Consider the following 13,219-nt stretch of genomic DNA (forward strand, 5'->3'; position numbering starts at 1 on the left):
GTTTTCAATGGTCTAGCTTGTCGCGCTTCGACGCTCGTCTCTCGCGACAACTATTATATTCTATCAAACCTATCTCTCCCTGTCAAGAATTAACTGTCACTTTTTAAATCTTTTTTTATTATTGTCTCTTAAACCCTGATATTATGCACTTCTTTGCTTATTGTTTTTTTCTATTTTATCCTTCTTTTATTTCGGTTATTAAAAAACATCTGATAATTTTATGTAAAATATCTTATTTGAAACTTTTAAAATGGCAAAAAAATAAAGTAGTGCCATGCACTACTTTATTTTTATTAAATATAAAAATTATTTTACTTTAGCTGTTGTTGCAATAACTTCTACTGCTTTTTTCATAGCAATGTCGTGTTTAAGCATGTCAACTGGAAGAAGTTTTTCAACTTGTTCAACCGGCATGTTATATTGACCAGCAAGATCTTCAATTTCAGCTTTTACTTCTTCATCTGAAGTTGTAAAGCTTTCAGCAGCTGCAATTGCTTCGATTACTAAGTTAGTACGAACGCGTTTGTCAGCATCTGCTTCATATTGTTTGTGAAGATCATCTTCAGAAGTACCTGTAATTTGGAAGTACATTTCTGGAGAAATTCCTTGTTGTTGCATTCCTCCAAGGAATTCATTCATCGCACGATGAACTTCTTCATGAATCATTTCTTCTGGGATTTCTTTAATCTCAGCGTTAGCAACAGCAGCTTCAATTGCGGCAGTTTCTACTGCATCATCGTAAGCTTCTGATTTTGATTCTTCAAGTTCTTTACGGAATTTAGCTTTAAGTTCTTCTAAAGTTTCAACTTCTTCGTCGATGTCTTTTGCAAGTTCATCATCAAGTCCTGGCAATTCTTTTGCTTTTACTTCATTGACAGTTGTTACAAAAAGAGCTTCTTTTCCTGCAAGGTCTTCAGCTTGATAATTTTCTGGGAATGTTACTTTAACTTCGACAGTTTCACCAGCTTTTGTACCAACAAGTTGTTCTTCAAATCCTGGAATGAATTGACCTGAACCAAGTTCAAGACTGTGGTTTGAACCTTTTCCACCTTCAAATTCAACACCGTCAACTGAACCAACAAAGTCAATAACAACTGTGTCGCCATTTTCAGCAGCAGTTTCTTTTACTACAAGTTCTGCCAAGTTGTTTTGAGCGCTTGTTAAACGTGCTTCCACTTCTTCATCAGTAACTTCTTTAGTTGCGTCTACTTCAACTGTAAGGTCTTTGTAGTCACCAAGTGTGATTGTTGGTTTAACAACAACTTCTGCTGTCAATTCCCAATCAGAACCTTTTTCCATTTTTGCTACATCAATTTTTGGTTGAGCAACTGGTTCGATAGCAGCTTCTTTTACTGCAGCATCGTAAGCAGTTGGAAGAACAGCATTCAAGGCTTCTTCAAAAAGAGCTTCTTCACCGTACATTTTATTGAACATTTGACGGCTAATTTTACCTTTACGGAAACCAGGAACGCTAATGTTAGCTTTTACTTTATTAAAGGCTTTGTCAAGCCCAGTTTTAATTGTTTCTTGATCAATTGAAAATGAGAGTGTACCCTTAGTATCACTAGTTTTTTCAAAACTTACAGTCATTTTTTTCTCCTTATTTTGAGCCTAAGCCCAGAAATTCATACCTTTCAAGAATAGCACAAAATACGCTATATTTCAACCATTACTTGCTTTTTCAGCTTATAAAATATAATTTTTTATTTTCATTATTACTATTTTTAAATTAAAGAAGCCCAATTCTTTCAAATTGAGCTTCTTTTTATTTTCCAGGACTTAGCTTAGTCATAACTTCATTCCATAAATCATGATTAAATATATTGGAAGGATTTCCTCCACCTAGAAAGCCATAACCAACCATAAGCCCTAAAACAATGGCAAGGACTAACAAAATGATAACAAAGATGATAATTGATAATCTTAGTCCTAAAAATTTTATGGTCTTCTTGAACATTATTCTTCTCCGTCTTCATCTTTCACTCGGACAATATCAGCACCAAGTGCTTTTAATTTTTCATGGAATTTATAATAACCGCGGTCTAAGTGGCTTAATCTTCTTACAGTTGTTTGACCTTTAGCCACTAATCCTAAAAGAATCAAAGCTGCACTCGCTCTTAAATCTGTTGATTTTACTGCGGCTCCTTGCAAATTTGAATTTCCTTGGATTAAGGCTGTATTTCTAGTAATATCTACTTCCAATCCCATACGACGCATTTCTTCTAAATGTTGGAAACGATTTTCAAATACTGTTTCGACCATTACAGATTCTCCAGCCGCGATCGCTTGAGCGGCAGTCATTTGAGATTGCATATCAGTTGGAAAACCTGGGTGTGGCAATGTTTTAACACTTGTAGCTTTGAGTTTTTCAGGCCCTACGACTCTAAGTCCTGTTTCTTCTTGGGTGAAATTAACGCCCATTTCACTGAGTTTTGATATTAATGGACGATTATGCTCAGCAATTGCATCTTTAATTAGTACATCACCTTGGGTCATTGCTGCTGCAACCATGAAAGTTCCGGCTTCAATTCGATCTTGAACAACAGAGTGTTTTGCACCGTGCATTTTTTCAACACCTCTGATTATGATTGTATCAGTCCCAGCGCCCTTGACATTTGCACCCATTTTGTTCAAAAGATTGGCTAAGTCAACGATTTCTGGTTCGCGGGCCGCATTTTCGAGTGTTGTTACTCCTTCGGCTAAGGTAGCCGCAAGAATTAGATTTTGCGTGGCTCCTACTGAGGGGAAATCAAGATATATGTGAGCTCCTTTTAATTTATCAGCCTTAGCTTCAATGTAACCAGCATTTTGAGTAATTGTTGCTCCCATTTGCTCAAATCCACGCAAATGTAAATCGATTGGACGTGAACCAATTGAACATCCTCCTGGCATAGAAACCCGCGCTTGGCCATTTCTAGCTAAAATTGGTCCCATGACAACAATAGATGCTCGCATTTTGCTGACATACTCATAAGGAGCAGTTATTTTTATTTCAGAATTAGCTTTAGCAATGATTTTCTTTGCTTCCTGGTCAAAACTAATGCTCGTCCCTAGATGATCTACTAAATTATTCATCATAAAAACATCACTTAAAATAGGGACATTAGTTAATACAACTTCGCCTTCACTCGCAAGTAAAGTAGCGGCAAGAAGTGGAAGAACAGCATTTTTTGCTCCTTCAATTTCGACTTCTCCTTGAAGTTTTGTTTGCCCACCTTTTACAATTATTTTATCCATTTATTTAAATTCCTATTTTTCCTCTATTTTTAATTTATATTTTTAAATTATATCATAAAAGAAGATTCTATTTTGCTGAAACATTTCATTTGTTTTAACTTTTAATGTATTTTTGTATTTCTGAAACCAAATATGCTGGAGCTGTAAAAACTTGTTCTCTACAGTTAAACCTTGGTTTTTCCCCTGATGTTGTCAATGTGACAAAACCAATTTTTTCAGCGATAATACTTCCAGCAGCATAGTCCCATGGTTGAAGATTACTAAAATATCCCAGAATTTTACCTTCTAAAAGTTGACCATAACTGATTCCTGCGCTTCCAATAATACGAACCCCTAAAGTTTGATGGCTTAAATCTAATAAGCCGCCACTATTAGTGCGATACATATAACTATTCACCCCGAGCAAACTCTTATCAAGAGACATCTTTTTGCTTTCAAGTTCCTTTTGATTGCAAAATGCTTTATGACTATCACACCAGTATAGTTTATCTTTCATCACATCAAGAATTAAGCCAAATTTTCCAACACCAAATTCATAATAAGCAAGCATAATGGCAAAATTATCTTTTTGGACAATGAAGTTTGTCGTTCCATCAATCGGATCTAGAATCCATAAATGAGGAATTTCTGGATCAAACTTTATTTTTTCATCATCTTCTTCGGCTAAAATCTTATCCTCTGGAAAATGGTGCAAAATATTGCTTACTAATTGTTCTTGAACTTCTTTGTCAAAATTGGTCACTAAATCATCATAACGTGTCTTTTCGGTAATTTCGAGAGGAGAGCTGATATTTTCTTTTAAGAAATTTCCAGCATCTCTTACCCAATCTTTAGCTAATTCAAGCCTTGTCAGCACTGACAAATCGTTTCCCACTAGCTTCTACCTCCTTGAGCGCTCGATAAAGTGAGTAACCACTGCTCTGCTCAAAATCTCTTCCCAATTGTTTTTCCTGCATTTTTGAAGGAACAACTTTTTTGAAAGCAGCGTAAGACTCAAGAAAAAGCTCTTTTTCGACTTTACTTTCATAAAATTTCTCAACTTGATTGAAAAAAGAGAGCACTTCTGTCATTTCAGTAGTACTCCAACTTAAATCAAGAGGGTAATTATAATTTTCTTTCATGATCCTCCTGGCTAGGCCTCGGTCTCTTTTATTTATTTTTTATAAGCACGCAGAAAAATTTACTGACGAAACTGTCATAAAAAGCCTTTCTTCCATCTTCCTGTGGTCGTTTATTCCTTTAATAAATTAGTAAGTTGACTAACTTCGTTAATTTCACAAACTTGGACACTGGTTAATTTTGGCTTATTTGAGTTCTTCATCAGTAAACTTTGCCGACTTTTTAATCTATTGTAGTTAACATTTCTGCGCGACGATATTCTCGTGGTAAAAATGCACGAATCTCATCTTCGTTAAAACCAATCTGAAGGTGTTTTGAATCCGTGATAATTGGGCGTCTTAATAGATTTGGAAATTCAGTCACCAAATCTAACAACTCATTTATGGTTAAATTGTCAACATCCACAGCCAACTTTTGAAAAACTTTTGACCGTGTTGAAATAATGTCTTCTGTTCCATTTTCTGTCTTAGTCAAAATTTGACGCAAATCGTTTGTTGTCATCGGTTGTGTCAAAATATTGTGCTCTACAAAGGGAACTTTGTGGCTTTGCAACCAAGCGCGCGCTTTACGGCAGCTGGTACATGATGGCGATAAATATAAATCAATCACAGTCCTATTTCCCATCCTTTTAAAATTATCAGTAAGTTTATTTTTCTCCCTATTGGGCAAAAACTAATTTACATCTGGTAAGTATTATACCAAAATTAATATAGCAAAAAAAGTAACGTCATGGTTTTTATAAATTATTTTCTTATAAAAATTACAAAATTAGTCATTCATCTCTTCAAAAGTCTCTTGTAAATCTTCAAAATTAAGTAAATAGACTTCGTAATTTGAACTTTGTTTCATTTTTTCGACCATATATTTTAATTTTGTCTCATTTTCTTCATCGTAGAAAACAAATGATCCTTCTGTATTTTCAAGTAAAAATTCATTATACTGACGAAATTGACCCGGATTTTCGTAAGCGTCAAAAGCATATTTAACGAAATCAACTTGTTTGAAGCTTGCTAATTTTATTTGGTTATTCTCATTCCAATTTTGACCATGAGTCTCAAAAGGAAAGATTGTTCCGATTTGAAATTCATAGTCTGTTTGCAGTTCTTTAGCGACTTCTAAGGCCCAATATTCAAATCCCAAATTTCCTGTAAAAATGATCCAGCGCAGTCCTTCTTCTAAGAAATTTATCAATTTTCTTCTGATTGTTTTTTTTATAATTGATACTTTAATGTCTTTTTCATTGAAAATCCCTAGATCAAAACTTGTATAACCCATGATGAGCAGTGAATTCATAAATATTTTCCCCTTGTAAAATTTATGTTATAATAGACATTATATAACTAACTGAGAATTTTATAAAGGTAGAAGACAGAATGGTTAATTATCCTAATGGAAGGTCGCAGTCTTATAGCGCTGTTCCTAAAAAACAAAAAACACTGACAGAGCTGTCAGTAGCTAAAAAGAGTGCTCCAAAATCTAAAAGTCTTGTTGCTTTCGGAAAGCGAGGGATGAATTTTGAAGCAGAAATCAATGCAACAAATGATTACTATCTCTCACGCGGTCTTGCCGTTATTCATAAAAAACCAACACCGATACAGATTGTTAGAGTAGACTATCCCCAACGAAGTCGTGCAAAAATTACAGAAGCTTATTTTAGGCAAGCCTCTACGACTGACTATTCTGGAGTCTATAAAGGTCATTATGTTGATTTTGAAGCAAAAGAAACACACCAAAAAACGGTTTTTCCTTTAAAAAATTTCCATGAACATCAAATTGTTCACATGAGTAATGTTCTCGCTCAGCAAGGAATTGCTTTTGTTTTGTTACACTTTGCGGCGCTAGATGAGACTTATCTTCTTCCGTCTTCCTATTTAATTACATTTTATTACGAAAAAAATGGTTTAAAGTCAATCCCACTCGCTTATATTCGCGAAAATGGCTATAAAATTGAAACAAACCACATTCCTAGGATTCCATATCTAGAAATTGTGAATAAACTTTGTGAGGTACAGTAAAATTTCTACTAAATCTAAGAAAAATAAACAAAATAAGCGAGCAAAACGCGATTCTGCTAAATCAAAATGGTGGACAGCTGTTAAATTATTTTTGATTGTCTTCTTTTCATTAATCATCTTAGGACTGGCCGCCGGTGGTGCTGTTTTTGTTTATTATGCCAAAGATGCACCCACTCTAGACCTAGATAAACTTGAGTCAACCCCCTCTCCAAAAGTATATGATTCAAAGGAACAACTTGTTGCAACTTTAGGGGCCGAGCAAAGAAATTTAGTTAAAACAGATAATATTCCGGTGATGCTGGTTAATGCTGTTACTTCTATTGAAGACCATCGTTTTTTCAATACACGTGGAATTGATCCGATTCGGATTGCCGGTGCCTTTGTCAACAACTTAAAAGGCGGATCTTTAAACGGGGGGTCTACCCTTGATATGCAGTTGATTAAACTTTCATTTTTCTCAACAGATGAATCAGACCAAACTTTGAGCGTCAAAGTTCAAGAAGCTTGGATGGCTCTTAAATTGGACCAAAAATGGACTAAAGAGCAAATTTTTACCGCTTATGTCAACAAGGTAAATATGGCAAATGGCTATTATGGGATGGGAACTGCTGCGCAAGCCTATTACGGAAAAGATTTGACAGAACTTTCAATTGCTCAACTAGCTCTTCTTGCCGGAATGCCTCAAGCTCCTAATACTTATAACCCTTACACTAATGCTACTTCTGCCAAATGGCGCCGTGACATGGTTATCCGTGCAATGCGTCGCTATGATAAAATTACGGCTGAAGAAGAAAAAACGGCGCTAGCTACCCCAATTGATGATGGACTTAAACCTTTGGAACAAAGCGTTACGATTCCTAGTTATGCTGATAACTTCCTCAAACAGGCTATCGCGCAAGCCAAAACTTTAGCTGGTAATGATATTTTGAACGAAGGGGTTAAAATTTATACAACCCTTGATACTACAGCACAACAAAATCTATATAATATTGTTAATACCGGTAATTATATTACCTATCCAGATGATACAATGCAAGTAGCTTCAACAGTCACTGACGTCAAAACAGGCGCTGTAATTGCACAAATTGGGGGACGTAAACAACCAACCGATGTCACTTTCGGATTCAATCAAGCGGTTCAAACAGACCGAGATTGGGGTTCAACGATGAAACCAATTGTTGATTATGGTCCTGCTTTTGAGAATAATGTTTATACTTCAACAAATAATTATGTTTCTGACTCCCCAACCGCTTATCCGGATGGGACACCTTTAAAAAACTGGGATAATAATTATTTTGGTTCAATGACGGTTAAAAGTGCACTGGCACTTTCCAGAAACATTCCGGCCGTTAAAACTTTAATTAATGTTGGTTTAGATAATTCTACTAAATTCGTTGATGGACTTGGAATTAATTTGAACCCAATGCAGTATTCTAATGCTATCTCTAGTTATACCCCAGATAAAAATGGTGGGGCAAGTTCTGAAAAAATGGCTGCGGCTTACGCTGCTTTCTCAAATGGTGGTATTTATACTAAACCTTATTATGTTTCTAAAGTTGTTTTCCCTGACGGGCGAACAGTTGAATACAAACCAGTTCGTTCACGGGCAATGCAAGCTTCAACAGCGTATATTATGACAAATATTCTCCAAAGTGTTTTAACATTACCACTTTCAGAATCTGTTGGCTCATACGCTGCTGTTCCTGGCCTGCCTGCAGCTGGTAAAACAGGGACTTCTAATTATACTGATAGTGAAATGAAACAAATCACTGAAAAATATGGCTCACTCCCTGGAATGGTTTCTCCTGATGAAAACTTCGTTGGTTATACTCCTCAGTATTCAATGGCCGTTTGGACTGGTTATTCAAATCGATTGACTCCAATATATGGTACAAGTACTCAAATTGCCACTAAAGTCTTTTCATCAATGATGACTCAACTCAATCCTGACCCATCTGCTGTTGCGACTTGGACAGCACCTGAGGGCGTCGCCCAACAAGGTTCTGCTCTGGTTAAAACAGATAGTTCTGGTCAAGCCATTACACAATCTTCTGCTAATGGTGGCTAAATGATCATTAAAAAAATTGTTAATAAAATTGCTCAGGAAAATACTTATGTCCTGAGCAATTCTACTTCATACCTTATTATTGACCCAGGAAGTGATTCGTCAGCACTTCTTGAGTATCTAAAACTTACTGACAAAGCGGTCTGTGCAATTTTACTCACTCATGCCCACTTTGATCACATCATGGGATTAAATGATGTGAAAAAATATTTTCCTAACGCTCCAATCTATCTTCATCAATCAGAAAAAGAATGGATGAAAAATCCTGAATTAAATGCCTCGCTATTTTTTCTTGGAAAAGCAGTGACTGGACCAGATGTCGAACAATTTTATAACATCGGACAAAACTATGATTTAGAGGGATTCAGATTCCGAGTGTTAGAAACTCCGGGTCATTCCATTGGCGGAGTAAGTCTTCTCTTTGAAAGCGAAGGCGACTCCTGCCTGTTTAGTGGAGATGCTCTCTTTAAAAATGCGATTGGCCGTTGGGATTTACCAACTGGGAATCAAGCACAACTTTTAGAATCAATTCGTAGTCAGCTTTTTACGCTTGATGAGCATATTCGGGTGCTTCCTGGTCATGGACCAGAGACGACAATTGGTACTGAAAAATATCATAATCCGTTCTTCCAATAAATAAAAAATTACTGACAGAAATCCGTCAGTAATTTTTTATTTAAATTTTAATGGTCTGCCCAGGATGAATCATATCGTTAATTCCAAAACCGTTGAGAGCGGCCAATTGGTCAGCTGTCATTCCGTTGGCAGTAGCAATAGAATAAAGACTATCCCCATTTTGGATGGTGTAATTACCTGAGGTCAATGAAGCACTCGCTGAACCACTTGTGCTAACTTGTAAAACTTGTCCTATTTGGAGCATTGAATTGATATCATAAATTCCGTTGGCTGACATCAAAGCTGAAACTTTCATTCCATATTGTTCAGCAATTGAATAAAGACTATCTCCTGATTTTACCGTATAAGTAGCACCTGACTCACTTGAAGAAGCATTATTTGTAACTGTTGTTGAGCCCGTTGCTCCCGCGACTTGTAAAATTTCTCCGACATGGATATCATTAGCATTTTCCAAACTATTTGCCGACACAAGCGCCTCTACTGTTGTTCCATATTGTGCAGCAATTGCTGACAATGAATCTCCCTCCTGAACTTTGTAGGTTCCAACTGAATTTGTTGAGGTTATTGAACTTGTTGAAACAGCGCCAGCACTTGAAACTTCGCCCCCTTGGTCATAAACACTCAATCCAAGTTCGGCAATCACACTATTTAATTTAGAAGCATAAGTTGGATCAGTCGCATAACGTCCTTCAAGCCAAGCAGTCGCCTCTGAGTAGGAACTTGTATTCTCACGCCAAACTCCTGAATAATATGAGGAACTACGCAACATTTGAGCTTGGGCAACGCAGGCCTCATAGACCGAACTATAAGATTGAAATGGTTCAACAACATTTGTCATTACGCCATTTAAGTATTCTTGCGTTGGCAAATAAACTGGTGTTCCGGAAGTGTATTTCACCCCAAAAATATTATTATAATTACTTGCTAAAGCACTTTGACCGCCACTAGATTCCAAAATTCCTTGTGCAATCATTACTGATGGATAAAGCCCATAATCATTGGCTACTGGTACCGCAGCATTGATGATTTCTTGAACTGTTGCTGCTTGAGCTTTGATTCCACCTAAACTTGCCAAAGCAACAATTGACGCTCCAAGCGCTAATTTATGTTTCTGTTTCATTGAGTCTCCCTATATTTAGATAGTTTTTTGACTGAAATATGCCAATTGTATTTTTATTGTTACTTACTAGTATAAAAATTTTCTGACGATTTGTAAAGTCTTTTCTTTATTATTTTTTAAAAGTTTATTATCATAAATTTTTTTTAGAGCCATGATTATAATATTAGGAGGCAAAATTTTTTATTTGAGTTATAATGAAAATAAAGGAGCCAAAAAAATGACAAAAATCTATGAAAATATTACCGAACTGATTGGACGTACTCCTATCATTAAATTACAGAATGTCCCAGCCGATAGCGCTGATGTTTATGTTAAACTTGAAGCTTTTAACCCTGGCGGTTCCGTCAAGGATCGGATTGCTCTTTCTATGATTCGCGCCGCTGAAGCTGATGGCCGCTTACAGGCTGGCGGAACAATTGTTGAACCCACTTCTGGTAATACTGGAATTGGCTTGGCCTTTGTTGGTTCCGCTCTTGGCTACAAGGTCGTGATTGTCATGCCAGAGTCATTCTCACTTGAACGTCGTAAATTGATTCAAGCTTATGGTGCTCAGTTGGTTTTAACCCCTGCTAGTGGTGGGATGAAAGCTGCAATTGCCAAAGCAAAAGAACTTTCAGAAACAGAAGGCTATTTTCTAGCCATGCAATTTGAAAATCCAGCAAATCCTGAGGTTCATGAAAAAACAACTGGTGCCGAAATTATCGACGCTTTTGGCCCAACTGGACTTGATGCTTTTGTCGCAGGAGCAGGGACTGGAGGAACAATAACAGGAGTTTCTCACGCCTTAAAAAAAGCCAATTCAAATATTAAAACTTATGTTGTAGAAGCTGATGAATCTGCTATTCTCTCGGGCGAACCTGCTGGACCTCATAAAATTCAAGGAATTTCTGCTGGTTTCATTCCTGGAAATCTTGATACCAAATCTTATGATGAGATCATTCGTGTCAAAGGAGAGGATGCTATTTTAACTGCTCGTCATCTCGGGGGTAAAGAAGGATTTTTGGTTGGAATTTCTTCTGGTGCAGCCATTTATGCCGCTCTCGAAGTAGCAAAAAAATTAGGTAAAGGTAAAAAAGTGCTAGCCATTGCTCCTGATAATGGTGAACGTTACTTGTCAACTGCTCTTTACGATTTTGATTCTGAAAAATAAAATAAATAGTTACTGACAGAAACTTAAGAATAACCATCAGCTAAAAATTCTGATTGGTTTCTTCTAAATTTTTCTGTCAGTATTTTTTTCTAAAATCTAAACAAGTTATTTTTATATTTTTATATTTTAGGGTAAAGTTATTTTGGGAGCGCTTCGCTCTTGGAAAATTTTAATAAGGAAAAAACAATTTCATGAATAAATCAAAAATTATTGCTTTCTCTGCAGTTTCTCTTTCTGCTGCTCTATTACTGACAGCCTGTGGAAACTCTAGCAGCAAATCTGAACAGCCGACTCAAAAGGCAAATTACAGCTTTGCAAGCAATATTTTAACCCTTGACACCAGCATGGCAGCTGATGTTAATTCCATTGATGTTCTTCTCAATGTTGATGCCGGACTTGTTCGTTGGAATCCTGATGCGCAAGTTGTCAATGATTTGGCAAAATCAATTGACGTTTCAAAAGATGGTAAAACTTATAATGTAACTTTGCGAGACGGGTTAAAATGGTCAAACGGCGCTAAGTTAACGGCCGCTGATTTTGTTTATGGCTGGCAAAGAACCGTTGACCCCAAAACTGGTTCACAATATGCTTATGCCTTGACACCAGTTGCTAATGCCAGCGAAATAATGGCCGGTAAAAAAACAGTTGATTCTCTTGGAATTAAAGCTGAATCTGATACAAAATTAGTCATCACTTTAGCAACACCTACTCCTTACTTCAATAAATTACTGACACTTCCAGCTTATTATCCCGTCAATGAAGCTTTCGTTAAGAAAATGGGAAATAAATATGGGACAAGTTCAGACACCAGTCTCTATAATGGAGCTTTCAAATTTGTCAAAGGAAAAAACAATTGGACTGGTTCAAATGAAACTTTCTCAATTGTAAAAAATGACCAATTCTATGACGCCAAAAATGTTAAGCTTTCTGGTGCAACTTACCAAATCGTAAATAATCCTAACACTGCTGTTAACCTTTTCAAATCTGGAAAACTTGATGTTGCTAATCTTGCCACTCCTGAATTAGTTTCTGCAAACAAGAAGAATAAAGATTATAAAGCTTTGACTTCACCAAGAATTGATGTTTTAGAATACAATCAATCTGGTAAAGTTCCTGAACTTTCTAATTTAAAAATCCGTCAAGCTCTAAATTTAGCAACAAATCGCAAAAACTTGCTTGAGATTGCTGCGCCAAGCTTTTCAATTACAAATACTGTGACCCCTAAAAAGTTAGACCAAGCACCAAATGGTCAAGATTTCGCGACTTATGCCGCTCAGCCTTATACCTACGATGCCAAAAAAGCTGCCGAACTTTTTAAAGAAGGTCTAAAAGAGTTAGGAAAAACCTCAATTACACTTGAACTTGAAGGCGCTAATGATAATTCATTCGCTAAAGCGGCAGTGGACTATCTCAAAGGAAATCTTGAAAAAGACTTACCAGGTTTGACCATCAACGAAAAGCTAGTCTCATCTGCTCAACGCCAAAAAGATGTCCAAAATAATAATTTCCAAATTTTATTAACCAGCTGGGGGGCAGATTATAATGAACCTTCTGATTTCTTGATGAACTTTGTGTCAGGAAGTTCAATGAATCACGGCTTAGTCGATAATAAAGACTTTGATAAAGCTTATAATGCAGCCACTACAGCTCCAGACGTTCTGTCAGCAGATAAACGATACGCTCATTATAAAGACGCTGAGAGAGCACTTTATGAGTCAGCTAACGTCAACCCACTTGCTACCGAATCTGTGTCTTTATTACTGAATCCAAAACTCAAAGGAATTTCTACTTATAATTCAGCCATGATTTTTGATTTACGTCACGCTGAAATCACTAAATAATAAAAAAATTTACTGACAGATTTTTGTCAGTAAATT

13 protein-coding genes are annotated in these 13,219 nt (G+C 36.4%); 5 read left to right on the forward strand and 8 right to left on the reverse strand.

The window, feature by feature from the left end:
• Positions 1–306: 306 nt before the first annotated feature.
• The 7 genes from tig to RSC39_RS08845 all read right to left on the reverse strand — a co-directional run bounded on the left by tig (position 307) and on the right by RSC39_RS08845 (position 5,649).
• The gene (tig, locus tag RSC39_RS08815; RefSeq protein ID WP_332536575.1) at positions 307–1,590 is read right to left on the reverse strand and encodes a trigger factor; all 1,284 of its coding nucleotides are present in this window, start codon (positions 1,588–1,590) and stop codon (positions 307–309) included.
• Between the two features lie 175 nt (positions 1,591–1,765).
• Positions 1,766–1,957, reverse strand: coding sequence for a DNA-directed RNA polymerase subunit beta (locus RSC39_RS08820; RefSeq protein ID WP_011675560.1), 192 nt, complete (start codon positions 1,955–1,957; stop codon positions 1,766–1,768).
• Positions 1,957–3,237 (reverse strand): UDP-N-acetylglucosamine 1-carboxyvinyltransferase, encoded by a 1,281-nt coding sequence (gene murA / locus RSC39_RS08825; protein WP_332536577.1) that lies wholly within the window; start codon positions 3,235–3,237, stop codon positions 1,957–1,959. Before murA ends, RSC39_RS08820 begins: the two co-directional genes overlap by 1 nt.
• 94 nt (positions 3,238–3,331) lie before the next feature.
• Positions 3,332–4,111: an inositol monophosphatase family protein gene (locus RSC39_RS08830; protein WP_015082109.1), complete on the reverse strand. Its 780-nt coding sequence runs from the start codon at positions 4,109–4,111 to the stop codon at positions 3,332–3,334.
• Positions 4,077–4,358 carry a UPF0223 family protein gene (locus RSC39_RS08835; RefSeq protein WP_011675557.1) on the reverse strand — a complete coding sequence of 94 codons (282 nt, stop codon included), beginning with the start codon at positions 4,356–4,358 and terminating at the stop codon, positions 4,077–4,079. Before RSC39_RS08835 ends, RSC39_RS08830 begins: the two co-directional genes overlap by 35 nt.
• A gap of 220 nt (positions 4,359–4,578) precedes the next feature.
• The gene (gene spx, locus RSC39_RS08840; RefSeq protein WP_011675556.1) at positions 4,579–4,965 is read right to left on the reverse strand and encodes a transcriptional regulator Spx; all 387 of its coding nucleotides are present in this window, start codon (positions 4,963–4,965) and stop codon (positions 4,579–4,581) included.
• 159 nt (positions 4,966–5,124) lie between these two features.
• The gene (locus RSC39_RS08845; protein ID WP_332536579.1) at positions 5,125–5,649 is read right to left on the reverse strand and encodes a DUF1273 domain-containing protein; all 525 of its coding nucleotides are present in this window, start codon (positions 5,647–5,649) and stop codon (positions 5,125–5,127) included.
• Positions 5,650–5,729: 80 nt separating this feature from the next.
• Here RSC39_RS08845 and recU point away from each other — a divergent pair, with 80 nt between their 5' ends.
• The 3 genes from recU to RSC39_RS08860 are packed head-to-tail and all read left to right on the forward strand — an operon-like array spanning position 5,730 to position 9,072.
• Positions 5,730–6,371: a Holliday junction resolvase RecU gene (gene recU / locus RSC39_RS08850; protein ID WP_063281796.1), complete on the forward strand. Its 642-nt coding sequence runs from the start codon at positions 5,730–5,732 to the stop codon at positions 6,369–6,371.
• Positions 6,358–8,439: a transglycosylase domain-containing protein gene (locus RSC39_RS08855; protein WP_332536582.1), complete on the forward strand. Its 2,082-nt coding sequence runs from the start codon at positions 6,358–6,360 to the stop codon at positions 8,437–8,439. The genes recU and RSC39_RS08855 overlap by 14 nt, the downstream gene beginning before the upstream one ends.
• Positions 8,440–9,072: an MBL fold metallo-hydrolase gene (locus RSC39_RS08860; RefSeq protein WP_332536584.1), complete on the forward strand. Its 633-nt coding sequence runs from the start codon at positions 8,440–8,442 to the stop codon at positions 9,070–9,072. It begins immediately after the preceding gene.
• 40 nt (positions 9,073–9,112) lie between these two features.
• On the opposite strand, the gene RSC39_RS08865 is transcribed toward RSC39_RS08860, so the two are convergent.
• Complete coding sequence (locus RSC39_RS08865) at positions 9,113–10,192, reverse strand: LysM peptidoglycan-binding domain-containing protein (protein WP_332536586.1); 1,080 nt, start codon at positions 10,190–10,192, stop codon at positions 9,113–9,115.
• A gap of 217 nt (positions 10,193–10,409) precedes the next feature.
• Here RSC39_RS08865 and cysK point away from each other — a divergent pair, with 217 nt between their 5' ends.
• Together cysK and RSC39_RS08875 are read left to right on the forward strand one after the other, a co-directional pair.
• Positions 10,410–11,342 (forward strand): cysteine synthase A, encoded by a 933-nt coding sequence (gene cysK / locus RSC39_RS08870; protein ID WP_332536588.1) that lies wholly within the window; start codon positions 10,410–10,412, stop codon positions 11,340–11,342.
• Between the two features lie 191 nt (positions 11,343–11,533).
• Positions 11,534–13,183: a peptide ABC transporter substrate-binding protein gene (locus tag RSC39_RS08875; protein WP_332536590.1), complete on the forward strand. Its 1,650-nt coding sequence runs from the start codon at positions 11,534–11,536 to the stop codon at positions 13,181–13,183.
• The last annotated feature ends 36 nt before the right edge of the window (positions 13,184–13,219 follow it).

Source organism: Lactococcus sp. (genome assembly GCF_036648155.1).
Classification (GTDB): Bacteria; Bacillota; Bacilli; order Lactobacillales; family Streptococcaceae; genus Lactococcus; species Lactococcus cremoris.

Excerpts from the sequence above, each read along its gene's own strand:
- tig (WP_332536575.1), bottom strand. The coding sequence starts at position 1,590 with ATGACTGTAAGTTTTGAAAAAACTAGTGATACTAAGGGTACACTCTCA.
- RSC39_RS08860 (WP_332536584.1), top strand. The coding sequence starts at position 8,440 with ATGATCATTAAAAAAATTGTTAATAAAATTGCTCAGGAAAATACTTAT.
- cysK (WP_332536588.1), top strand. The coding sequence starts at position 10,410 with ATGACAAAAATCTATGAAAATATTACCGAACTGATTGGACGTACTCCT.
- RSC39_RS08835 (WP_011675557.1), bottom strand. The coding sequence starts at position 4,358 with ATGAAAGAAAATTATAATTACCCTCTTGATTTAAGTTGGAGTACTACT.
- recU (WP_063281796.1), top strand. The coding sequence starts at position 5,730 with ATGGTTAATTATCCTAATGGAAGGTCGCAGTCTTATAGCGCTGTTCCT.
- RSC39_RS08875 (WP_332536590.1), top strand. The coding sequence starts at position 11,534 with ATGAATAAATCAAAAATTATTGCTTTCTCTGCAGTTTCTCTTTCTGCT.
- RSC39_RS08865 (WP_332536586.1), bottom strand. The coding sequence starts at position 10,192 with ATGAAACAGAAACATAAATTAGCGCTTGGAGCGTCAATTGTTGCTTTG.
- murA (WP_332536577.1), bottom strand. The coding sequence starts at position 3,237 with ATGGATAAAATAATTGTAAAAGGTGGGCAAACAAAACTTCAAGGAGAA.
- RSC39_RS08845 (WP_332536579.1), bottom strand. The coding sequence starts at position 5,649 with ATGAATTCACTGCTCATCATGGGTTATACAAGTTTTGATCTAGGGATT.
- RSC39_RS08820 (WP_011675560.1), bottom strand. The coding sequence starts at position 1,957 with ATGTTCAAGAAGACCATAAAATTTTTAGGACTAAGATTATCAATTATC.